Origin of the sequence: Vreelandella titanicae (genome assembly GCF_014697095.1) — a bacterium.
In the GTDB taxonomy this organism is placed as follows: Bacteria; Pseudomonadota; Gammaproteobacteria; order Pseudomonadales; family Halomonadaceae; genus Vreelandella; species Vreelandella titanicae.
This window is the reverse complement of sequence record NZ_CP059082.1, coordinates 2078838-2101232: the sequence shown is the minus strand read 5'-3', so window position 1 is coordinate 2101232 and position 22395 is coordinate 2078838. Positions and strand designations below refer to the sequence as shown.

Below are 22395 nucleotides of genomic sequence, written 5' to 3'. Positions count from 1 at the left end.
CCGAAGTGGCAGCTCAATTATGAGCTAAACACCAACTTACCCTCTTCTGCGTTGATATGGATAGTATCGCCAGGGGCAAATTTGCCACCCAGCAGGTCTTGCGCCAGCGGGTTCTCGATACGGCTCTGAATCGCCCGCTTGAGTGGCCGCGCCCCGTACACAGGGTCGAAGCCCACCACCGCCAGTTGCTCCATGGCCTCTGGGCTGACCTCAAGCTTCAGGTCGTGCTCGGCAAGGCGCACTTTCAAACGCTCCAACTGAATACCGGCAATGGCTTGAATCTGCTCTTGGCCCAGGGCGTGGAACACCACCACTTCATCGATGCGGTTGATGAGCTCAGGCCGGAAGTGGTTACCCACCACCTCCATGACCATGTTTTTCATCGACTCATAGTCGCTGTCTTTATCAGCACTGACGTCACCACCCATGCGCTGGATAATGTCAGAGGCCATGTTCGAGGTCATCACGATCACGGTGTTGCGGAAATCCACCGTGCGGCCCTGGCCGTCGGTTAAGCGGCCATCTTCCAATACCTGCAGCAGGATGTTGAAGACATCCGGGTGGGCTTTCTCCACCTCATCCAGCAGCAGCACCGAGTAAGGCTTGCGGCGCACGGCTTCGGTCAGGTAACCACCCTCTTCGTATCCGACGTAGCCAGGAGGCGCACCGATCAAGCGGGCCACGGAGTGCTTCTCCATAAACTCCGACATATCGATACGCACCATCGCCTCTTCGGTATCGAAGAGGAAGTTCGCCAGCGACTTACACAGTTCGGTTTTACCCACCCCGGTGGGGCCGAGGAACAGAAACGAACCGTTGGGGCGGTTAGGGTCAGAAAGCCCGGCCCTGGAGCGGCGTACCGCATTGGCCACTGCCTCGACGGCCTCATCCTGGCCAATCACCCGCTGGTGCAACGCTTCTTCCATACGCAGGAGCTTATCGCGCTCGCCTTCCAGCATTTTGGAGACCGGAATGCCCGTCCAGCGGGAAACCACCTCGGCGATCTCTTCTTCAGTGACGTTAGAACGCAGCAACTGATGGCTTGAGGTGTCCGCTTCACCTTCCCCGCTTTCGGCAATCTTCTTCTCCAGTTCTGGAATCTTACCGTACTGAATTTCCGACATCCGACCTAAGTCGCCCTGACGACGGGCCTGTTCAAGGTCAATGCGTGCCTGCTCAAGCTCAGCTTTAAACTGAGCAGCCCCTTGAATACTGGCTTTCTCAGCTTTCCAGATTTCATCAAGATCCGCGTATTCGCGCTCTAGCTCGTGAATCTGGGTATTGAGTGCCTCCAGGCGTTTTTTGGTGGCCTCGTCGGTCTCTTTCTTAAGCGCCTCACGCTCCATTTTGAGCTGGATCAGACGGCGATCAAGGCGATCCATCGCCTCTGGCTTGGAGTCCAGCTCCATACGAATCCGCGAGGCGGCTTCGTCGATCAGGTCAATGGCCTTATCGGGCAACTGACGATCAGTGATATAGCGGGTCGAGAGCTTGGCTGCGGCAATAATCGCCGAGTCGGTAATATCCACGCCGTGGTGCACTTCGTAGCGCTCTTTCAAGCCGCGCAGGATCGCCACGGTGTCCTCTTCAGAAGGCTCATCAACCAGCACTTTCTGGAAGCGGCGCTCCAAGGCGGCGTCTTTCTCAATGTACTTGCGGTACTCATCAAGGGTGGTCGCACCCACGCAGTGCAGCTCGCCGCGGGCCAAGGCGGGCTTGAGCATATTGCCCGCGTCCATCGCACCTTCGGCTTTGCCTGCGCCGACCATGGTGTGCAGCTCGTCAATAAACAGGATCACCCGGCCTTCTTCCTGGGAAAGCTCCTTAAGTACCGCTTTCAAGCGCTCTTCAAACTCGCCACGGAATTTGGCACCCGCCAATAGCGAGCCCATATCCAGCGAGAGCACGCGCTTCTCTTTTAAGCCTTCCGGCACTTCGCCGTTAACGATGCGCTGGGCCAACCCCTCGACAATGGCGGTTTTACCCACCCCCGGCTCACCGATTAACACCGGGTTGTTCTTGGTACGCCGCTGCAGCACTTGAATGGTACGGCGAATTTCGTCGTCGCGGCCGATCACCGGGTCGAGCTTGCCGTCCAGCGCGCGCTGGGTAAGATCCATGGTGTATTTATTGAGCGCTTCGCGCTGATCTTCGGCGTTGGCATCGTCGACGGTAGCACCGCCACGCAGGCTATTAATGGCGGCTTCAAGAGATTTACGGTTAATCCCCGCGTCTTTAAGCAGCTTGGTAATCGCTGAATTCATTTCCAGCGCTGCCAATAGAACGAGTTCACTGGCGATAAACTGATCACCGCGCTTCTGCGCTTCGCGATCGGTTAAGTTAAAAAGCTTGATGAAGTCCCGCGATGGCTGCACTTCGCCGTCGAACTGCCCCACCTTGGGTAGGTTATCCAACTGCTGCACCAACCCATCGCGCAGACGCGAAGGATTGCCCTCGGCTTTTTCAATCAGGGCTTTAATACCGGTGTCTTTGGTGTCAAGCAGGGCCAGCAGCAAGTGCGCTGGGTCTAGCTGATTATGACCGCGGCCAACGGCCAGCGACTGCGCTTCGGCAATCGCACTTTGAAGCTTGGCGGTAAATTTATCAAAACGCATGGAATTCCTCCTGGGGTAGCCGTGCGTTTGGACGCACCGCGTGACCCGATAACGTGTCATTAGACGTGCTAAATCACTATTAGCTTGACAAGTTAAATGGCGTCAGTTCCATGCTTTTCAAGAGGTGGCAGTGTAAACCGCTGACTTATGGAAGCTTTAATTCACATTAATTGATCCAGATCACGCTTGCCATTCGCCCGGTTTTGCCACCATCACGACGGAAGGAGTAGAAGCGCGACTCGCAGGCAGTACAGAAGTGGCCGCCGCTTATGTGATTGACGCCCAGTGCCTCTAACCGAAAGCGCGCCAGCCGGTATAAGTCGGCCATATAATGCCCCAACCGGTAAGGGCTATGGTCAAAGGCGTCAGCGGTATCCGGGTGAACGGCAACAAAGGCGCCGTAAACCTCAGGGCCAACCTCAAATTGAGCGTTGGAGATAGCAGGCCCTAACCACACCAGAATATCGTCTGGGTCAGTGTTCATCGCGGCAATGGTTGCTTCCAGCACACCGCCCGCCAAACCGCGCCAACCGGCATGAGCAACCGCCACCTGGGTACCCGCTCGATTGCAGAACATCACCGGCAGGCAGTCTGCCGTCAGTACGACGCATGCGTACTCATTGGAGGTCGCAAGGGCTGCATCCGCGTCGGCAGCCTCGGGCTGATAACACTGCTGCACACGGGCGCCGTGGGTCTGGTTCAGCCACAACAGAGGCCGCTCATCGCCAATTTCCTTTTGCAGCAAACGACGACACAACGCCACATGGTCAGCATTATCGCCGACATGGGAGGCGGGGTTAAAGGCAGCGAAATCACCCTGGCTAGGCCCCGATTCACGGGTCGTCACAAAGGCACGCACATTGGTCGGCGCTGGCCAGTCGGGCACTAAAAGCGTTGGCCGTAAATTAATGGCATCGCTCATCGCATAGTCTCATTATCTTCGCGCAGGTAATCCAACAACATTAACAAATCATCAGGGAGGTCTGCCTGAAACGTTAATGTTTCGCCGCTTACCGGATGTTTGAAAATCAACTTACGCGCGTGAAGGGCCTGACGAGGGAACTCACGCAGGATCTCTTTCAGCGGCTCAGCAGCCCCCGGTGGTAATTTGGCACGACCACCATACATGGGGTCACCAATTAACGGATAGCGAGCATGGGCCATGTGCACGCGAATTTGGTGGGTACGTCCCGTTTCCAACTTACAGCGCACATGAGTGTGAGCACGGAAGCGCTCAACCACGCGAAAATGGGTAATGGCAGGTTTACCCGAAGCCGTCACGGCCTGGCGTTTACGGTCTTTAGGGTGACGACCAATGGGTGCGTCAATGGTACTACCCGACACCGGCTTACCAATCACCACAGCATCGTACTGACGCGACACACTGCGCGCCTGCAACTGTTCAACCAGAGCCGTTTGGGCGGGCAGCGTTTTCGCTACCATCATCAAACCGGTCGTATCTTTATCCAAACGGTGAACAATGCCAGCCCGGGGCACTTCGGCAAGCGACGGCTGGTGATGCAGTAGTGCATTCAATAGTGTGCCATCCGGGTTGCCTGCGGCAGGATGCACCACCATACCGGCAGCTTTGTTGATGACCATCACCGTGTCGTCTTCGTAAACGATATCCAGCGCAATGTCCTGGGCTTCAAAGCGCGTATCGTCTTCGATGGTGGCCTGAAGCGCCAACACTTCATGGCCATGCAGCTTGGCTTTCGGCTTGGCTTGCGCGCCGTCCACCGTCAACTCACCAGCGTTAATCCACGCTTTTAAGCGTTCGCGGGAGTAATCGCTGAACAACTCAGCCGCCGCTTGGTCTAATCGCGCACCGGCCAACGTAGCGGGCACGCGCTGCGTGTCTTCAACTGTTCGAGACATGAAAAACCTCTTTTAGACGCAAAAACCCCCAGCCCCGACATGGAAAAATAAGCTGTGACGACACCCGACGAAACGTCGCTAAGCCTGCGTTTTGAGCCGAGGTGTTTTATAGTGGGCGGACTGCGACCTATTCTACCATTTCTACTTATGGCCATCGTCGCTTTTTGGTGATCGAGGCTTGTTTGCAACGAGGATGATGATGCGCGTTATTTCAGCTGCCAACCGCTTTGGTGCTCTAGCCCTAAGCCTTGCCCTTCTAGCGGGCTGTGCGAGTAACGATACAAGTGAAGAAGAGGACGATGAATTTGCTGGGGTTCAGGAGCGTGAGCTCTATGAGCTGGCCCGCACAGCCCTCGACAGCAACCGCTACCCGATTGCGATAGAGCGTTTAGAAGCACTCGATACCCGCTACCCGTTTGGTGTCCATGCTGAGCAAGCACAGCTCGAGCTGATCTATGCCTACTATGAAAACAGCGATTGGGAAGAAGCCCGGGCAGCGGCTAGCCGCTTTATTCGCCTTCATCCTGACCATCCCCAGGTGGATTACGCGTACTACCTGCGTGGTCTTTCCGCCTGGCAAGCAGGCCGCTTCAGCCTGGAGCGCCTACGCCTGATTGATATTTCCAAGCGTGATTTGGGCGCTTCCCGTGATGCCTACAATGACTTCCGCGAGCTGATTCAGCGTTATCCGCAGAGTGAATACGCTGCTGATGCCCAGCAACGTATCGTCTACTTACGTGAGTTGATGGCCCGCCATGAACTGCACGTTGCCGATTACTACCTGCGCCGCGGCGCTTATCTAGCAGCGGTTGAACGCGGCCGCTGGGTAATCGAAAACTACCCAGAGTCGAACGCTACCCGGGATGCCCTAGCCACCATGGTGGAAGGCTATCAAGGCCTAGACATGGATGACCGCGCCAATGAAGTCCTCGCAGTACTGCGCGAGAACGCGCCTGATCATGAGCAATTGCAGGGCAGCCGCTTTGTTCCCAAGCATTTAGGTCAAAATGATTAAACCATTGCGAGCTTTCAATCGCTAAAAGCTGTACAACACTTACCTACCAAACCACGCCTCGGCGTGGTTTTTTTATTCAAAAAGAACAGTAAGCGAATAACTTTAAAGGGGAAAATACAAACAGAATGGTAATATTATACAGATAACACTATTTTCTATACAAACATTGTACAACAGGGTATAATTAGCTCGTCTTACATGATAAAGCGTCTTAACGGCGCCTAAGGGAGCAATCAATGCCACTTCTTAACGCCGGTTCCAGCAACACCAAAATAAGCACGCGTTTAACGCTCGGTTTTTCTGCCTTACTCGGGCTGTTGGTTTTGCTAACAGCCGTAGGTATTTACCAAGTCAATCAAATTGATCGCGACTTAACGACCATTAATGATGTTAACGGTACCAAGCTTGGGTTTGCAGTAGATATGCGCGGCAGCGTGCATGATAGAGCCATTGCCCTGCGCGATGTGGTACTCACCCAAGACGATACTCGGTTAGATGCTTTACGCAGTGAAATGGAGCGCCTAAGCAGTGACTACGTGACGGCATCCGAAGGCGAACATCAAGTGTCTAGCGAGTACCCCAGCGGCCAAGAAGAGCGAAACATTCTAGACAGCATTGACGCCCAAGCCGCCACAACCCTGTCACTCACCCAGCAAGTCATGGAGTTTCGCCAAAAGGATCAATTTGCCGATGCACAGACACTGTTACTCGAAGAAGCGGGGCCTGCTTACGCCGAGTGGCTTAATCGCATTAATCAGTTTATCGAGCTTCAGCAAGCACTGAACGACACCACCACGGTAACAGCCCGCGATACCGCCTCCGGCTTCCAGATGCAGATGCTGGGGCTAACACTGTTCGCTTTACTGGTTGGCGGCTTGATTGCAGTGTTTTTATCCCGCCAGCTACTGCGTTAACTGGGCGCAGAGCCCCACGAAGTCAAAGCGTTTGCGGAAGCGATTGGCCGCGGCGAGCTAACCAGTCATGGGCAGCTTAAGAAGGGCGACACCCGCAGCATCATGGCGTCACAGGTCGCGATGGCGCATCAGCTACAAACCATTGTGACCCAGGTGCGCGCCTCAGCGGAGGCGGTGGCCAGCAACAGCGAGCAAATTGCTGAAGGCAATAACGACCTCTCTTCACGCACCGAGCAGCAGGCAAGTGCACTAGCGGAAACGGCCTCGGCAATGGAGCAACTCAACAGCACGGTAAAACTGAATGCTGATAATTCCGAGCAGGCCAGCCAACAGGCTACCAGCGCGTCCAGTACAGCCAAGCAAGGTGGTGAAGCGGTTAGTCAGGTCGTTGCTACCATGAATGATCTCAACAAAAGCTCACAGGAAATTGCCGGTATCATCTCCACTATCGATGCAATTGCTTTCCAAACCAACATTCTGGCGCTTAACGCCTCGGTCGAAGCCGCCCGTGCAGGCGAGCACGGCCGGGGGTTCGCAGTAGTCGCGGAAGAGGTACGCAGGCTCGCCCAGCGCAGTGCCGATGCGGCACGCGAAATTAACGCTCTGATTTCCAGCAACCTTGAGCGGGTAAACCACGGCAATGAGCGCGCTGAAGAAGCCAGTAAATCGACTGAAGAGATTGTCGCGGCTATCGAGCGGGTAACCAGTATCATGAAGGAGATTAGTTACGCCAGTGCTGAGCAGAGTACCGGTGTACAAGAAGTGGGCCGGGCGGTGACCGAGATGGATCAAGTCACTCAGCAGAACGCCGCACTCGTACAAGAGAGCGCCACCTCCGCCAATAACCTACGTCAGAATGCCCACTCTCTACTGCATGCCATGGAAGTCTTCAAGCTGCCGAAGACCCTTCAAAATGCACAGCCGCAGCACACTGCATTGGCACCTGCACCTGCACGCATTCCAGGCACTAACAAACCTACACTCGCGGCTGCGAAACCTCAGCCAAGCGAACCTAAGTGGGAAAACTTCTAAACTAATAACGATTTTGGCCGTTTATAGTGTAGAGAGAAATGGCTCCTAAGGGTTAGGAGCCGTTCTTTATTGCCTTGCCCGAGGTTGTAATGAAATCCACCCAAAGCCTTTTAATGGTTTTTTTGTTACCTATTTTAATGGTGGTACTACCTGCCCTGCTGATGCTGACAATCGCCATGAAGGTGCTGGAAGAACAGTCGCAGCAAAGCAACCTTTTACAGACCAATGATTTAGACACTTTGGTTCAAATGGCGACCTTTGATCGCCAGCTTAGCGACTTACACCAACGTATCACTGCTTTATTGATCGACACTGAAGTAACAAAGCTAAGTACTTCGCAACGCTATACGGCCTACAGTCAGATTGCGCAAGAGCTTAACCAGATCGGCCAAAGCGTGGACACCCTGGCGACCTCCCCCCTGCTTATCGACTTAAGCCAGGACAGTACCGCCGCCCTTCAAAGTGCGTTCCGGCAATATCAGCGTTTTGTCAGTATGGCCAATGAGTCAGCAGCACGAGAACTGGGCGACCCCGCCCTCTTCCTCAAAGAAGCGCAAAACCACTTCAACACCTTTACGCTATTCTCCCAGCAAATATTCGAAGCCTTAACCCTGCGTGCCAAGGAGCGTCATGACCTTTCATTTGATGCACTTACACGCTCTCATAGCACCACCATCTGGCTGGGCATTGCCATGATGGGTGTGCTTATCAGCGCAGCATTTTTTGCTTCCTGGCGCATCAATAAACGGTTGATGGTAGTGGGAGACGCTATTTTATCGCTTTCTAAGCGCCGACAGCCGTTGCCGGACTTCCACGCTATTGAGCAGATGAGACAGCAGCATAGCGGCCCCTTGAAGCGGATTGCCACCGCATTGATCGCGCTCAAGGATTCCGAGCAGCAGCGCCGTGAAGCCGAGCAAAAGATTCACCGGCTCGCCTATTACGATACGCTAACTAAACTACCTAACTGGCGCTTGATGAAAGAGCATCTACAGCATTCGTTGGATACCAACCAACAGGCCAGCACATTTGGCGCGCTAGTGTATCTGGGGATGGATAACTTCAAGCGCATCAACGATAGCAGCGGCCATCGCGTGGGCGATAACCTCCTCAAGCTTATTGCCCAGCGCCTTACCGACCTACAAGTCGAAGGCGCCACCATTGGCCGCCTTGGCGGCGATGAGTTCATGGTCATATTAGACGGCCTGGCTGGAGAACACCTAAAAGCGGCCGAAAAAGCCGAGGCATTGGCCGAACAGATACAGCACAAACTCAATCAGCCTTTCCAGCTAGAAGGGCAAGAACATTTTCTTAGTTTGAGCATGGGTATTGCATTGTTTAACGGGCCACAGCACACGGTCGACAACTTGTTTCAATATACCAACGCTGCCGTTCACTTAGCCCAAAAATCAGGCCCCAATAACATTCGTTTTTACGACCCAAAGGTACAAGCCGATTTAGAAGCCCGCATTGAGTTAGAGCATGATATGCGGCTGGCTATTGAGCGAGATGAATTTATACTCGTCTATCAAATGCAGGTAGACAGCCTTGGGCGGGCGATTGGCGCAGAAGCATTGATCCGCTGGCAACACCCGCGTCATGGGTTTGTCTCGCCGGGTACTTTTATCCCCCTAGCTGAGGAAACGGGTCTAATCATGCCGATTGGCAACTGGGTACTCGAAACAGCCTGTGAACAGTTAGTCATCTGGGCAAATGACGAAAACACGCAGCATCTAACATTAGCAGTCAACGTCAGCGCCAAACAGTTTCAACAGCCCGACTTCGTGGACACCGTTTGCGGCGTGCTAACCAAAAGCGGTGCTCCGGCCCACCGGCTAAAGCTGGAGCTGACAGAAAGTACTATGATTGGCGAAATAGATGACATCATTGCCCGCATGCACCAGCTCAAAGCGCTGGGAGTTAGCTTTTCCTTGGACGATTTCGGCACTGGCTACTCGTCGTTGCAGTACCTCAAACGGCTCCCTTTAGATCAAATCAAAATCGATCAATCGTTTGTGCGCAACCTGCATAAAGACACGGACGATAAGGCCATCGTACAAACCATTATTGCCATGGGGCGTTCGCTCGGGTTGCAGGTTATCGCCGAAGGTGTCGAAAACCAAGAGCACTGGCGCCACCTAAACGAACACCAGTGTCATGCCTTCCAAGGATATTATTTTTGCAAGCCGGTATCCGCTGCAGAGATGGTACAGCGCAGTTTGGCTGCACCACCAATGCTCGCCTAATACGGAGGTAGCCCCCGTCATAAAGGCTTACTCGCCGGGCTGCCAGCCGTTGACGATCGGATAGCGGCGGTCGCGACCAAAGCCCCGCGGCGTCACCCGGACACCAATGGGCGCCTGGCGGCGCTTATACTCGCAGCGGTCAACCAGCTTCACCACTTTATAGACGTCCTCAGCGTCAAAGCCACCAGCGATGATCGCTTCAGCGCTCATGTCGCCTTCGATATAGCTTAATAAGATAGCGTCGAGCACGTCGTAATCGGGTAAAGAGTCGCTATCCTGCTGATCCGGCGCCAGCTCCGCACTGGGTGGGCGCTCAATGACCCGCTCGGGGATCGCAGGTGATTGCGTATTGCGCCAGCGAGCCAAGCGATACACCCAGGTTTTATACACGTCTTTGATGGCATTAAAACCGCCCACCATATCGCCATACAGCGTGGCGTAGCCCACCGCCATTTCGCTCTTGTTACCAGTCGTCAGTACCATCAAGCCTTTTTTATTGGAGATCGCCATCAGCAGTACGCCGCGACAGCGGGACTGTAGGTTCTCTTCGGTGGTATCTCGCTCAGTTCCCGCGAAGCTCTCTGCCAGCGTGCCCATAAAGGCTTCTACCATGGGCTCGATCGGCATGATCTCATAGTGGACGCCGAGCATTTTGGCCTGTTCTGCAGCATCCTGCTTGGAGATATCCGCGGTGTAGTGGTACGGCATCATCACCGCCTGCACCCGTTGAGGGCCCAGTGCGTCAACCGCAATCGCCAGCGAAAGCGCTGAGTCGATACCGCCGGAAAGCCCCAACACCACGCCCTCAAAACCGCTCTTGTTGACGTAATCGCGCAGCCCGGTAACTAACGCACAGTAAAGGCTCTCTTCCGGTTCTACCTCGGGGTCAACCTCTCCGGCTTGGGGTTCCCAGACCGTCGCGCTAGTTTGCAAAAACTGAACCGGCATCAGGCCCGCCTGCCAATACGGTGCCAGCACCTGCAGCTCACCGCTGGCGTTAACGCAGCAAGAGCCGCCATCAAAGACCAGTTCATCTTGGCCACCGATGGTGTTCACATACACAATTGGAAGCTGCGTATCCTGAGCGTGTTTCTCCAACAGGCGCAGCCGTTCCGCGGGCTTGTCCTGGTGATAGGGAGAGGCGTGCAAGGAAACCAGTACCTCAGCACCCGCTTGTGCAGCGGCCTTAACCGGCGCGCCATCCCATAGGTCTTCGCAGATCACGATGCCCAGTTTGGCGCCTTTATGCTCATACACCAGCGTTTCAGTGCCGGGCGTGAAATAGCGCTGCTCATCGAACACTTGGTAGTTAGGCAGCGCCTGCTTGGCGTACTCAGCTTCCCACTGACCGTTGTAAAGCAGGCCCGCCAAGTTGTAACAGCGGCCTTCCCGCACGCCGGGATAGCCAATGATCACCAACACATCACTGGCAACCTTCGATGCCATTAGCGCACGAGCTTCACGCAGGCGGGTTTCCATTGAGGGGCGCAGCAGCAGGTCTTCCGGTGGGTAGCCTGACAAAAAAAGCTCTGGAAAGACAACAATATCCGCCCCATGCTCAATCCGCGCTTCGCGCACTGCTTCAATCGCGCGTGCGGCATTGCCGGGAATATCCCCGACCAGAGGATCGAGTTGGGCCATTACCAGCGTTAAGTCTTGCATGGGCGTCAAAATCTCTTGAGAATCTTTAAAATAGGGTTACACCAACATAGTCGTATTGTCCCGCAAGGGCCGCCAACTGGCAAAGGCTGCGGGTCTATCCTAACGCCTTGTGCCTAGATTCCCACTTTGGGAGACACAAAAGGATGAACCTCTTGATCATTCGGCTGATTATCTTCGCCGTTATATTCTATGCCGGTTTAAAGCTATACGGCATATACCGGCAACGTAAGCTTGAGCATGAAGCGCAGCATAAAAAAGTCAACCGCCACGAGGGTGGCAAAATGGTGCGCTGCCGCTGGTGTGAGGTCCACGTTCCTGAAGACGAAGCACTGCGTGACCAGGAGCAATGGTTCTGCTCCAGCGCCCATCGCGACCGCTACCTGCAGGAGCAGCAGGATAAAGACGGCACACCTTAAGCCTGTATTAGTCGCTCTGGCGTAAGTTGGTAAGGCGCGGGGTCAATTAGTGGCTCGCGCCCCAGCAGTTGATCCACCAGTAAATGGGTCGAGGCAGGCGCCAGCACCAAACCGTTGCGATAGTGCCCGGCATTGACGAAGACGTTACTCCATTCAGGCAGCGCGCCGATAAAGGGAATGCCCGTTGGGGATCCAGGCCGCAGGCCGGCCCACTGGTGCGCTACCGGGCACGTTGCCAAAACGGGCAGGATAGCTTCAGCACTCTGTTTTAGCGACGCCAATGCCGCCTCATCGGTGCTCTTGTCAAACCCCGCCTCTTCCAATGTAGAACCGACCAATAGCAAGCCATCTGCACGCGGAATAATATAGCGCCCATCTTTTAACACCACGCGCTGCACCAACCCTTTGGGTGCTTGGTAAGCGATCATCTGACCTTTAACGGGTCTTACCGGCAACTGCACATTCAACTGCGACAAGAGCTGCGCAGCCCAAGCGCCGCCGCAAACAATAATGCGTTCAGCCGTTATCAGCCCCTGAGACGTCACCACGCCTTCAACGATGCCCTCTACTTTGCCACCCTGTTGAATAAAACCACTAACCTCGCACTGCTCTTTCAGCGTTACCTGGGGCATCGCCGCTAACCGCGCCTTCAACGCCTTGGCTAAACGCGGATTGCGCACACTGCCCAGCGTCGGCATCCATAGCGCGCTATCGTCAGCCATTGCCACACCAGGTTCTTTAGCGTGAACAAAGTCTGCCCCTACCCGCTCTAGCGGTTTCCCCAGCTGGCGTGCCCATTGCAGCGCTTGGTCGGCATCGTCCACATTTAGGTAGAGCAGCCCTTTTTGACGATATTCGGGGTCAATACCGGTCTCTTCCAATAAGCGAAGGACCAAAGAGGGGTAAACGCCTTCCGACCAGCGGGAAAGTTGCGATACCGCAGAGTCGTAGCGCCAGGGATAGAGCGGCGAAACGATACCACCACCCGCCCAGGATGCCTCTTTACCGCACTCACCACGATCAACCAGTGTGACCTGGTGACCGGCATCGGCTAACTGCAGCGCTGTCATCATACCGATCACGCCGCCGCCAATAATTAAGAAATCGCTCACAAAATTGTCCGTTTTGGCTTACATAAAAAAAGCGTAGCGCCGCCTAGGATGACCTATTAACGACGATATGTTCGCTACTGGTAAAGGAGAGTGAGCATAGCGCGGGCGATAACAAGGTCAAGTGAGGAGAGGCGATGAGCAGTTTTTACGTCAAGACGCACACCACACCTGAAAGCGGGTTTACACTGATCGAGCTACTGATCACCCTGCTGTTGGTTGGAATCATCGCCGCCTGGGGGCTACCCAATTTTCAAGCATTGGGGGAGCGTACCGCACAGACTAGCGAGGTCAATCGATTCCAGAGTGCGTTTTCGTTCGCGCGTAATACAGCGATTAGCCAACGCCGCCAGCTGACGCTTTGCCCAGCCTCGCAGAACCGTGAGGCTTGCGCTAATGACTGGGGTGGAGAGCTTATGATTGTGTGGGGCAATAAAACCGATAGCATCACTGAAGAAGACATTTTGCGCATTGTGCCCGCGCAACAAGGCACACAAGTGACCTACAACCGGGGCTGGTCGCGTATCCGTTACAGCCCGCTGGGCTATACCAGCGGTTATAACGGCAGTTTTGCTATTTGCTCAACCAGCGGCGCCGTGGGCTCTAAGGGTAAAAAGCTGGTACTTAGCCAATTAGGGCGGCTAAGGATTGATGAAGCGCCTATCGACTGTTAATCATTAGGCGCTTCAACTCATTCACGGCGTTGTGACAATGGTTTTAAGCAATACCGTCTAAATAGCGCTCGGCATCCAGCGCTGCCATGCAGCCGCTGCCAGCTGAAGTGATTGCTTGACGATAAATGTGATCCATCACGTCGCCGCAGGCAAATACGCCCGGTACGCTAGTCGCGGTTGCATTCCCTTCAAGGCCTGAATGCACTTTGATATAGCCGCCGTTCATGTCCAGCTGGCCTTCAAAGATCCCTGTGTTGGGGCTATGGCCAATGGCAATAAACAGTCCAGGCGCATGAATCTCTTTGCTTGAACCATCTTTAGTGGATTTAACCCGAACGCCTGTAACACCGGAGTTATCGCCGAGCACTTCTTCGACTTCCTGGAACCACTCAAGAACGATTTTGCCCGCCTCAGCTTTCTCGAAAAGCTTATCTTGGAGGATTTTTTCCGCCCGCAGTGTGTCACGGCGGTGTACCAGGGTCACTTTGGAAGCGATGTTAGAGAGATAGAGCGCCTCTTCCACGGCGGTATTGCCGCCGCCAACCACAATGACTTCCTGATTGCGGTAGAAAAAACCGTCGCAGGTAGCGCAGGCCGACACCCCTTGGCCCATAAACTGCTGCTCAGTGGGCAGACCCAGGTAACGGGCACTGGCGCCGGTGGCCACGATCAGCGCATCGCAGGTATAAATGCCGCTATCGCCTTTTAAGGTAAACGGTTTTTCGCTTAAGCTAACCTCATTGATATGATCAAACAGCACCTCTGTATTGAAACGTTCGGCATGCTGCTTCATACGCTCCATCAATTCCGGCCCCTGCACGCCTTGAGCGTCGCCGGGCCAGTTATCCACATCGGTTGTGGTGGTCAGTTGGCCACCCGCCTGAATACCGGTAATTAGCAGCGGCTTCAGGTTGGCCCGAGCAGCATAGACGGCAGCCGTATAGCCTGCGGGACCGGATCCAAGAATAATCAAACGCTCATGACGAGTTTCCATGACACCACCTTGTAAATATCTGACTGATAGCTTTGTCGCTAGCTGTGTTAATAGCTTTGAAAAAATTAGCCACAGAGTCTGCCTGAAATGGTGCCAAGTACAAGCTATTGCAAGGTTTCATCTACGCTATTAGGCGAAGAAACCTTGAAAGCCTCTGTGCAAAGACCCATGTGTTATTACTAAATCAACGCCATACTGGGGGGAAATCTATACTAAAGAAAGATCGTGACCGTCATGCTGAGCGCTGCGCTCAGCAACCAGAGGAGAGAGATATGAGCAAGATACCCGATACGCTAAACACCCTAGAGGTTGGTAGTAAAACCTATCACTACTACAGCCTGCCCCACGCGGCCGAGACCCTGGGCAGCATTGACCGGCTACCCAAGACGCTCAAGATTCTACTCGAAAACCAGCTGCGCTTCGCCGACGACGAAAGCGTAGATCAGGAAGATATGCAGGCCCTGGTCGACTGGCAGGCCGAGGGCAAATCCAGCCGCGAAATCGGCTACCGCCCGGCGCGGGTACTCATGCAGGACTTTACCGGCGTGCCCGGCGTGGTGGATTTAGCCTCCATGCGCGCCGCAGTAGAAAAGCTGGGCGAAGACCCGGCGAAGATCAACCCGCTTTCCCCCGTCGATCTCGTTATCGACCACTCGGTAATGGTCGATAAGTTCGGCAACCCGGCTGCATTTCAAGAGAACGTCGATATCGAAATGCAGCGCAACCGCGAGCGCTATGAGTTTCTGCGCTGGGGCCAGCAGGCGTTTGATAACTTTAGCGTCGTTCCCCCCGGTACCGGTATTTGTCACCAGGTCAACCTGGAGTACCTAGGCAGAACGGTATGGACAAAGGACGAAGACGGCAAGACCTTTGCCTACCCCGACACCCTCGTGGGCACTGACTCTCACACCACCATGATCAACGGCCTGGGCGTGCTTGGCTGGGGCGTGGGCGGTATTGAAGCCGAAGCGGCCATGCTCGGTCAGCCGGTGTCGATGCTGATCCCCGAAGTGATTGGCTTTAAATTAACCGGCAAGCTACGCGAAGGTATTACCGCCACTGACCTGGTACTCACCGTTACCGAGATGCTGCGTAAAAAAGGCGTGGTGGGTAAATTTGTCGAGTTCTACGGCGATGGTTTGAAAGACCTGCCGCTGGCGGATCGTGCCACGATCGCCAATATGGCCCCCGAGTATGGTGCTACCTGTGGTTTCTTCCCAGTGGATGAAGAAACCCTGAACTATATGCGCCTGACGGGGCGTGAAGATGAGCAAGTCGCCCTGGTGGAAGCCTATAGCAAGGCCCAAGGGCTGTGGCGTGAACCTAATGACGAGCCGATCTTCACCGACGCCCTAGCACTGGACATGACCGAGGTAGAGGCCAGCCTGGCCGGCCCCAAACGTCCGCAGGATCGCGTGGCGCTGAAAGACATGGCGGCGGCCTTTGACAAGTTCATGCAGGAAGACGTCAACGCGGATGCCAACGCAAAGGGGGAACTCTCTTCTGAAGGCGGCCAAACCGCCGTGGGGGTGAGGCGCAGCTTCGAGCATGACACCAGCCAGGCCGTTACGCTTGATGACCATGATTTCAGCCTTGACCCCGGGGCGGTGGTGATTGCGGCGATTACCTCGTGCACCAACACCTCCAACCCCAGCGTGATGATGGCCGCTGGGCTGCTGGCACGTAAAGCGCGTGAAAAGGGGTTAACCACGAAGCCCTGGGTGAAAACCTCCTTAGCACCAGGTTCCAAAGTGGTCACCGATTATCTGGAAGCCGCTGAATTAAACGATGACTTGGATGCACTGGGCTTCAACCTCGTCGGCTACGGCTGCACCACCTGTATCGGTAACTCCGGCCCGCTGCCTGATGAGATCGAAAAAGCGATCAACAGCGGCGATCTTGCCGTGGCCTCGGTGCTCTCCGGTAACCGTAACTTTGAGGGCCGTGTACACCCGTTGGTCAAAACCAACTGGCTGGCCTCGCCGCCCCTGGTGGTGGCTTACGCCCTGGCGGGTAATGTCCAGCTTGACCTTACCCAGGCGCCGTTGGGCAAAGATAGCAACGGCGACCCGGTCTACCTCAAAGATATCTGGCCCAGTCAGGCCGAGATTGCCAGCGCCGTCGAGCAGGTCAACACCGCCATGTTCCGTAAAGAATACGGCGCAGTGTTTGAGGGTGACGATGTCTGGAAAGCCATCGACGTGTCAGAAAGCAAGGTCTATCAGTGGCCTGAATCCACCTACATTCAGCACCCGCCCTTCTTTGAAGGCATGGGCCGCGAGCCGGATGCCATCGAAGATGTGCACAGTGCCCGCGTGCTTGCCATGCTGGGTGATTCGGTGACCACCGACCATATCTCCCCTGCCGGTGCCATCAAGCCTGACAGCCCCGCCGGGCGCTATCTGCAAGAACACGGCGTCAGGCCGGTCGACTTCAACTCCTACGGCTCACGCCGGGGTAACCATGAAGTCATGATGCGCGGCACCTTCGCCAACGTGCGGATCAAAAACGAGATGCTCGACGGTGTGGTCGGCGGTGAAACACGCCACGTACCCAGCGGCGAGCAGATGGCCATTTACGATGCGGCCATGAAGTACAAAGAGGAAGGCAAACCGCTCGTCGTGATCGCCGGTAAAGAGTACGGCACCGGCTCCTCACGGGATTGGGCGGCCAAAGGCACCCGTTTGCTGGGCGTTCGCGCGGTGATTGCTGAATCCTTCGAGCGTATTCACCGCTCTAACCTGATCGGCATGGGCGTTGTACCGCTGCAGTTTGCCGAAGGCGAAAGCCGTACAACGCTGGGATTAACCGGCGATGAAGAGATTTCGATTGCCGGCTTAAGCGACCTGACGCCAGGTGGTACGGTCAACATCGTGATCAAAAATGCCGACGGGGAACGTAGCGTTGATGCCAAGTGCCGAATTGATACGGTAAACGAGCTGGCTTACTACCGCCACGGTGGTATCCTTCACTACGTGTTGCGCAAGATGATCGGCGCAGCCTAAAGGGTAAAACCTACCAATGCTTGCATGCCCCCACCTCGGTGGGGGCTTTTTTTTAGCCAAACGTTTAAAAAGCGCGGCGGCGATATGTGCGATAATCTGGCGACCAGGACGCCTTTTCAATCAGTTCCCGTAGCGTCGTACCACTGGTTTTCAGTGCCACGCCATTCTGCTGTGCCTGGGCAGCCACTTCAAAAGCAATCGACTTGCTGATATCGCGAATACGCGATAGCGGCGGCAGCAAAGCACCCTTGCCCTCTTTAACCAGCGGCGCTTCACGGGCCAGCGCCCGCGAGGCGCTCATCAGCATCTCGTCGGTGACTCGATTGGCACTGGCAGCAATCACGCCCAACCCAATGCCTGGGAAGATATAGGCATTGTTGCACTGGGCAATCGGATAAGTACGGCCGTTGTAAACCACCGGCGCAAAGGGGCTACCGGTGGCTACCAAGGCTTGGCCGTCGGTCCAGCGAATAACATCCTCTGGCACGGCCTCTGCCTGGGAAGTAGGGTTAGAGAGCGGCATGATGACCGGGTGCTCACAACCCGCGTGCATGGTGCGCACCACCTGCTCGGTGAAGATACCGCGCTGGCCGCAGACACCGATCAGCACTGTTGGTTTGATCTGAGCAATCGTCTCTTCCAGACCCTGGCCATTCCACTCGGCGACTAGCGAAGGGTCGTGGGCTAACCGGCGCTGGAAGTCGCGCTGCCACTCTTGATCGCTGGTCATCAAGCCGTCGCGATCGACAATGTAAATACGCGACCGTGCTTCGCTTTCGGTCAAGCCCTCCGCTTCCATCGCTACGACCACCTGCTCGGCGATTCCACACCCCGCGGAACCGCCACCTACAAACACCACACGCTGCTGGGCAATGGTCTCTTCCCGGGCCTGACAAGCCGCCATTAGCGTACCCACCACCACAGAGGCAGTCCCCTGCACATCGTCGTTGAAGCAGCAAAGCTCGTTGCGATAGCGCTCTAGCAGCGGCACCGCATTGGCCTGGGCAAAGTCCTCAAACTGCAGCAGCACGTTCGGCCAGCGGCGCTTCACAGCAGCGATAAATTCTGCCATGAAAGCATCGTACTCTTCCTGCCCTACCCGCTCGTGGCGCCAGCCCATGTACATGGGATCATCCAGCAGCGCTTTGTTGTTAGTGCCCACATCAATCATGATCGGCAGCGTGTAGGCGGGGCTAATACCGCCACAGGCGGTATACAACGCCAGTTTACCAATCGGGATACCCATGCCCCCGATGCCCTGGTCGCCGAGGCCTAGAATGCGCTCACCATCCGTCACTACGATCACTTTGACATTATCTTTGGTGGCGCTGCGCAGGATATCATCCATATGTTCGCGGTCAGGATAGCTAATAAACAGGCCGCGGTGGTTACGGTAAATGTTGGAAAATTCCTGACACGCCTGCCCTACCGTGGGGGTGTAAATAATCGGCAGCATCTCTTCAAGATGCTGGGAAACCATACGGAAATAGAGTGTTTCGTTGTCGTCTTGAATGGCGCGCAGGTGGATGTGCTTTTCGAGGTCGCTATGGCATTGTTGGTACTGGCGGTAGACCCGCTCTAGCTGATCCTCAATAGTTTCTACCTTCTGCGGCAGCAAACCAATCAGGTTAAACGCCAAGCGCTCCTGCTGAGTAAACGCGCTGCCTTTGTTCAATAGCGGCATTTCGAGCAAAGAAGGACCGGCGTAAGGAAGGTATAGGGGGCGTCTACTCTCGGTAGTCATAAGCACTCTCTTTTTTATGTCAATCACTGCTGCAATGCAGCAACATCGGGCGTTTGCGGCGTTTGAGCGTAATGTAACATGCTCCTGCGACAAAGGTGGAAGAGAGCGACCATGTTGATAAAAAAACGCCTCGGTTTAGGAAGCCTAAACCGAGGCGTGATGGCGCGATTAACTAGTGATCTAACGATGCCCTAGCAAGTTTTAGCGGTGGGTTTGCGCCCCTCCACGCCAGCGAAGAAGAACGGCCGCAGCTTAACGCCAAACATGTTGCCCGCAAACGCCGCTACCAGCCATACCCAACCGTGAAGGCTGCCAGAGGCAATGCCGCTGAAGTAAGCACCAATATTGCAACCAAACGCCAAACGCGCGCCATAACCTAGCAAGATGCCGCCGATGACCGCGGCCAAGATAGATTTCAACGGGATTCTGAAGTTAGGTGCAAAGCGACCCGCCAAGCTGGCGGCAGCCAGCGCGCCCAGCATAATACCGACATTCATTACCGTAGTGATGTCGCTCCATACGCTGGCTTTAAGGGCCGCTGCGTTGCCAGGGGACTGCCAATAGCCCCACTGGCTGACATCGCCGCCCACCAGTTCAAAGCCTTTAGCACCCCACAGCGCAAACGCAGAGGTAATTCCCCAAGGGCGGCCTGCCAGTGCCAAGGTGGCAAAGTTGAGCAGCGCCAACGCCACCGCGCCCGCCACTAACGGCCAAGGCCCAGTCAACCAACGCTCATAGCCATGCTTATCGACCATGGGCGCCTGTTCTAACTGACCATGACGACGCTTCTCCATCACCCAGGTAAACGCCGCAATAGCCGCAAACAGCACCAGGCTAATGGCGATCCCCCCACTGACCCCGGCGACGTTAACCAGCGATACCGGTTGAAAAGCCGGTAAGCTCTGCCACCAGGCAAAATGCGCCGAGCCAATCACCGAGCCGACAATAAAGAACACCAAAGTGATCAGCATGCGTGCGTTACCACCGCCCGCGGTAAACAGCGTGCCAGAGGCACAGCCGCCGCCTAACTGCATGCCCACACCGAACAGGAACGCCCCTACAAGCACGGAGATACCAATAGGCGCCACAAAGCCCGACACCTCGTTACCAAACAGCGTGCCCGCCCCCAGGGCAGGGAAAAACAGCACCACGGCAATGGCCAGCATCACCATTTGGGCACGCAGGCCACGCCCCCGCCGCTCAGTAATAAATACCCGCCACGCTGAGGTAAAACCAAACGCAGCGTGATACAGCACCATGCCAAATAGCCCGCCGACAATCATCAACAGGCCAATGTTGGCGTCAAAGACAACCCCAATAAGCAACGCACCCAGCACAATCGCCGCTGTGGCTATCAGCGGCACGCGATAGCTCTGCGGCGCAGCAACCGTCGTTGTAGACATACATTCACCTTTAGCAGCACCAAAAAGCGCCTGTTTACAAACAGGCGCTTTTTGGTAGACATGGACAATAGTTATAAGCCTAACGATAGCTGTAGAGTGCGGGAAATTCTTTGTTGAGAGGTGCTTATGTCTTTATGGAATATATGGATACTGGAGCCACACAGCAGCTTGGCACTATGTCCTACTCCACCTCTTAAACTGGTAAATCGGATGCCAGTGTGAGTTTTTTTGGCGCAAGCGGGTAAGACGGTGTATTGGACGCATGGTAGGTGCGCCCGCTGATCAGCGGCTGGCCCGGCCCAGCCTCCAAATGTGATATTATAACCTCATGACCAATCCTGTGGGTCGCCATGCTGCCATAGTCGCCGCTTAGGCAACCCTCACCCAGGGCGTATCGAACGAAAAAAGAACTACTCGAAGTTTTCCCTCTTAGAATAAAGTGCTTAACAATTTGTAGAAATCTCCCTTGTTTAATCTATATCGACCTTCACCCCGGAGAACGGGATCTCCGGCGGGGCCATCTGGCGCAGGATGGTCAGATGGATATCTAGGTTCAGTTTGGCCAGGTTGTTAACGGACCATTCACCGCCTGCAACTAGGGCAGGCTCAAAGCCATAAACTTCGTCCGGCCTCAGCGGGCCCAGCTTCTTCAGGGCCTGGGTGAACAGCGGCTTTTCGCTCATGTCGGTGAGGATCATCAGTTCGTCACCACGCAAGTAGTCGGGGGCGATCAGATCCGCCGGGGCGCTGTGGTGAAAGCGATAGTCGAAGTCTTCGGGCCAGTAGGGCAAACGCTGGGTTTTCCAGTGGTTGTCGAAGGTGCCTTGATAACTGACCCGGGGCTCCCACCAGGGGGCGATGGGGCCAAAACTCGCTGGAGGAAGACGGTCAAAGGGCGAAGTGACCAGGGCATCGGGATCTTCAAGCTGGGGAGCGGGTAGCCGCGTGACGTCGTTAAGGTCGGGTTTTAGGTATCGGGCGACCTCGCTGGACACCCGCTTATAGTCAGCGCGTGATGGCAACCAGCCCCGCCCAGCGGGGTTGTCGGGGTAGTAGAGCGTGTTGGTGAGGGTGTCCCCTTCGGGCAGGCTGTAATGCCCGCCGAAGGCGTAGCGGTAGTCCAGCGGCACTTCGCTCACCGGTGAGGGGTCAGTGACCCGCCAGCCACCGAGCAGTTGCCAGCGGAACTCCCGTGGCCCACGCACGATCAGGCGTTTATCTACCGGGCCTACCTGAACCCTGACTTGCCATTAGTTACGGTATAAAAAAGCTGTCACTCCCATACAGTTCCCACTTCTTCCTCAAGCTCAGCTTTTAGAGTTTCCCCTTCAACCGCTAGACCTGTTCGAAAATTATCATAAAATATTCCGAAATAAACTCCGTCCGAGACCATATCTGGAATACAGTTTCGAATAAAAGATTCTAAACCAATCGGTTGTGGTTTAGCTCCCATCTTTTTATGCTCGTCAAAACAGCAAGCTTCCGCCAAATCATGATGTGGCCATAGAGGAAAAATTTCATCTCCATCAGCATCCTTGAAAATCACCCAATTGTCGTCTCCTACAACCAAGCCCCATACTTGTTCGAAGTCTGAACAGTAGCGAATGAAGTAGTCATGACGTTGTTCCGGGGTCTGCTGAAGCAAATTCTCAATTTGCTTTCTGTGCATTTTTTTAATGTTTTTCATC

General features: G+C 55.1%; 17 protein-coding genes and 1 pseudogene. 7 read left to right on the top strand and 11 right to left on the bottom strand.

Features of this window, described 5'->3' with window-relative positions:
* Window positions 1–17 precede the first annotated feature (17 nt).
* The 3 genes from clpB to rluD form a co-directional block, all read right to left on the bottom strand.
* The gene (gene clpB / locus HZS52_RS09645) at window positions 18–2615 is read right to left on the bottom strand and encodes an ATP-dependent chaperone ClpB (protein WP_190374653.1); all 2598 of its coding nucleotides are present in this window, start codon (window positions 2613–2615) and stop codon (window positions 18–20) included.
* Between the two features lie 166 nt (window positions 2616–2781).
* On the bottom strand, window positions 2782–3537 hold the full coding sequence (pgeF, locus tag HZS52_RS09640) for a peptidoglycan editing factor PgeF (protein ID WP_041159232.1): 756 nt from the start codon (window positions 3535–3537) through the stop codon (window positions 2782–2784).
* Window positions 3534–4493: a 23S rRNA pseudouridine(1911/1915/1917) synthase RluD gene (rluD, locus tag HZS52_RS09635; RefSeq protein WP_009287556.1), complete on the bottom strand. Its 960-nt coding sequence runs from the start codon at window positions 4491–4493 to the stop codon at window positions 3534–3536. The genes pgeF and rluD overlap by 4 nt, the downstream gene beginning before the upstream one ends.
* A 199-nt stretch (window positions 4494–4692) precedes the next feature.
* Between rluD and HZS52_RS09630 the strand changes: the two genes are divergently transcribed.
* The 4 genes from HZS52_RS09630 (at window position 4693) to HZS52_RS09620 (ending at window position 9700) form a co-directional block, all read left to right on the top strand.
* Complete coding sequence (locus tag HZS52_RS09630) at window positions 4693–5508, top strand: outer membrane protein assembly factor BamD (RefSeq protein ID WP_022522020.1); 816 nt, start codon at window positions 4693–4695, stop codon at window positions 5506–5508.
* A gap of 236 nt (window positions 5509–5744) precedes the next feature.
* Complete coding sequence (locus HZS52_RS24715; protein WP_317890283.1) at window positions 5745–6422, top strand: MCP four helix bundle domain-containing protein; 678 nt, start codon at window positions 5745–5747, stop codon at window positions 6420–6422.
* Window positions 6423–6524: 102 nt separating this feature from the next.
* Window positions 6525–7454, top strand: coding sequence for a methyl-accepting chemotaxis protein (locus HZS52_RS24710; protein ID WP_317890282.1), 930 nt, complete (start codon window positions 6525–6527; stop codon window positions 7452–7454).
* Between the two features lie 89 nt (window positions 7455–7543).
* Window positions 7544–9700: a putative bifunctional diguanylate cyclase/phosphodiesterase gene (locus HZS52_RS09620; protein ID WP_223828106.1), complete on the top strand. Its 2157-nt coding sequence runs from the start codon at window positions 7544–7546 to the stop codon at window positions 9698–9700.
* 27 nt (window positions 9701–9727) lie between these two features.
* On the opposite strand, the gene HZS52_RS09615 is transcribed toward HZS52_RS09620, so the two are convergent.
* Window positions 9728–11362: an NAD+ synthase gene (locus HZS52_RS09615; RefSeq protein ID WP_190374651.1), complete on the bottom strand. Its 1635-nt coding sequence runs from the start codon at window positions 11360–11362 to the stop codon at window positions 9728–9730.
* A gap of 143 nt (window positions 11363–11505) precedes the next feature.
* On the opposite strand from HZS52_RS09615, the gene HZS52_RS09610 reads away from it, so the two are divergent.
* Entirely contained in the window at window positions 11506–11778 is a 273-nt protein-coding gene (locus tag HZS52_RS09610) for a PP0621 family protein (protein ID WP_022522015.1), read from the top strand.
* On the opposite strand, the gene thiO is transcribed toward HZS52_RS09610, so the two are convergent.
* A complete protein-coding gene (thiO, locus tag HZS52_RS09605) occupies window positions 11775–12890 on the bottom strand; it encodes a glycine oxidase ThiO (protein WP_190374650.1) in 1116 nt (371 codons plus the stop codon). The two genes, HZS52_RS09610 and thiO, sit on opposite strands and share 4 nt — an antisense overlap.
* A gap of 134 nt (window positions 12891–13024) precedes the next feature.
* Here thiO and HZS52_RS09600 point away from each other — a divergent pair, with 134 nt between their 5' ends.
* The gene (locus tag HZS52_RS09600; protein ID WP_141440680.1) at window positions 13025–13561 is read left to right on the top strand and encodes a GspH/FimT family pseudopilin; all 537 of its coding nucleotides are present in this window, start codon (window positions 13025–13027) and stop codon (window positions 13559–13561) included.
* A 43-nt stretch (window positions 13562–13604) separates the two neighbouring features.
* On the opposite strand, the gene trxB is transcribed toward HZS52_RS09600, so the two are convergent.
* Entirely contained in the window at window positions 13605–14555 is a 951-nt protein-coding gene (trxB, locus tag HZS52_RS09595) for a thioredoxin-disulfide reductase (protein ID WP_022522012.1), read from the bottom strand.
* 272 nt (window positions 14556–14827) lie between these two features.
* Between trxB and acnA the strand changes: the two genes are divergently transcribed.
* On the top strand, window positions 14828–17560 hold the full coding sequence (acnA, locus tag HZS52_RS09590; RefSeq protein ID WP_141440679.1) for an aconitate hydratase AcnA: 2733 nt from the start codon (window positions 14828–14830) through the stop codon (window positions 17558–17560).
* A gap of 64 nt (window positions 17561–17624) precedes the next feature.
* Here acnA and HZS52_RS09585 read toward each other — a convergent pair whose 3' ends face one another.
* The 5 genes and pseudogenes from HZS52_RS09585 to HZS52_RS09565 form a co-directional block, all read right to left on the bottom strand.
* Window positions 17625–19304 carry an NAD-dependent malic enzyme gene (locus tag HZS52_RS09585; RefSeq protein WP_039859571.1) on the bottom strand — a complete coding sequence of 560 codons (1680 nt, stop codon included), beginning with the start codon at window positions 19302–19304 and terminating at the stop codon, window positions 17625–17627.
* Window positions 19305–19495: 191 nt separating this feature from the next.
* Window positions 19496–20707, bottom strand: coding sequence for a YeeE/YedE family protein (locus HZS52_RS09580; protein ID WP_022522009.1), 1212 nt, complete (start codon window positions 20705–20707; stop codon window positions 19496–19498).
* 470 nt (window positions 20708–21177) lie between these two features.
* Complete coding sequence (locus HZS52_RS24815; RefSeq protein WP_479715075.1) at window positions 21178–21390, bottom strand: T6SS immunity protein Tdi1 domain-containing protein; 213 nt, start codon at window positions 21388–21390, stop codon at window positions 21178–21180.
* A pseudogene (locus HZS52_RS24395) lies at window positions 21388–21945 on the bottom strand (DUF2169 domain-containing protein); the annotation flags it as partial. The gene HZS52_RS24815 and the pseudogene HZS52_RS24395, both read right to left, overlap by 3 nt.
* 35 nt (window positions 21946–21980) lie before the next feature.
* The gene (locus tag HZS52_RS09565) at window positions 21981–22394 is read right to left on the bottom strand and encodes a DUF2750 domain-containing protein (protein WP_161463703.1); all 414 of its coding nucleotides are present in this window, start codon (window positions 22392–22394) and stop codon (window positions 21981–21983) included.
* Between the last annotated feature and the right edge of the window lies 1 nt (window position 22395).

Coding starts and splice junctions, on each gene's coding strand:
- clpB (WP_190374653.1), bottom strand. CDS start 2,615: ATGCGTTTTGATAAATTTACCGCCAAGCTTCAAAGTGCGATTGCCGAA.
- pgeF (WP_041159232.1), bottom strand. CDS start 3,537: ATGAGCGATGCCATTAATTTACGGCCAACGCTTTTAGTGCCCGACTGG.
- rluD (WP_009287556.1), bottom strand. CDS start 4,493: ATGTCTCGAACAGTTGAAGACACGCAGCGCGTGCCCGCTACGTTGGCC.
- HZS52_RS09630 (WP_022522020.1), top strand. CDS start 4,693: ATGCGCGTTATTTCAGCTGCCAACCGCTTTGGTGCTCTAGCCCTAAGC.
- HZS52_RS24715 (WP_317890283.1), top strand. CDS start 5,745: ATGCCACTTCTTAACGCCGGTTCCAGCAACACCAAAATAAGCACGCGT.
- HZS52_RS24710 (WP_317890282.1), top strand. CDS start 6,525: ATGGCGTCACAGGTCGCGATGGCGCATCAGCTACAAACCATTGTGACC.
- HZS52_RS09620 (WP_223828106.1), top strand. CDS start 7,544: ATGAAATCCACCCAAAGCCTTTTAATGGTTTTTTTGTTACCTATTTTA.
- HZS52_RS09615 (WP_190374651.1), bottom strand. CDS start 11,362: ATGCAAGACTTAACGCTGGTAATGGCCCAACTCGATCCTCTGGTCGGG.
- HZS52_RS09610 (WP_022522015.1), top strand. CDS start 11,506: ATGAACCTCTTGATCATTCGGCTGATTATCTTCGCCGTTATATTCTAT.
- HZS52_RS09600 (WP_141440680.1), top strand. CDS start 13,025: ATGAGCAGTTTTTACGTCAAGACGCACACCACACCTGAAAGCGGGTTT.
- trxB (WP_022522012.1), bottom strand. CDS start 14,555: ATGGAAACTCGTCATGAGCGTTTGATTATTCTTGGATCCGGTCCCGCA.
- acnA (WP_141440679.1), top strand. CDS start 14,828: ATGAGCAAGATACCCGATACGCTAAACACCCTAGAGGTTGGTAGTAAA.
- HZS52_RS09585 (WP_039859571.1), bottom strand. CDS start 19,304: ATGACTACCGAGAGTAGACGCCCCCTATACCTTCCTTACGCCGGTCCT.
- HZS52_RS09580 (WP_022522009.1), bottom strand. CDS start 20,707: ATGTCTACAACGACGGTTGCTGCGCCGCAGAGCTATCGCGTGCCGCTG.
- HZS52_RS24815 (WP_479715075.1), bottom strand. CDS start 21,390: ATGAGCGAAAAGCCGCTGTTCACCCAGGCCCTGAAGAAGCTGGGCCCG.
- HZS52_RS09565 (WP_161463703.1), bottom strand. CDS start 22,394: ATGAAAAACATTAAAAAAATGCACAGAAAGCAAATTGAGAATTTGCTT.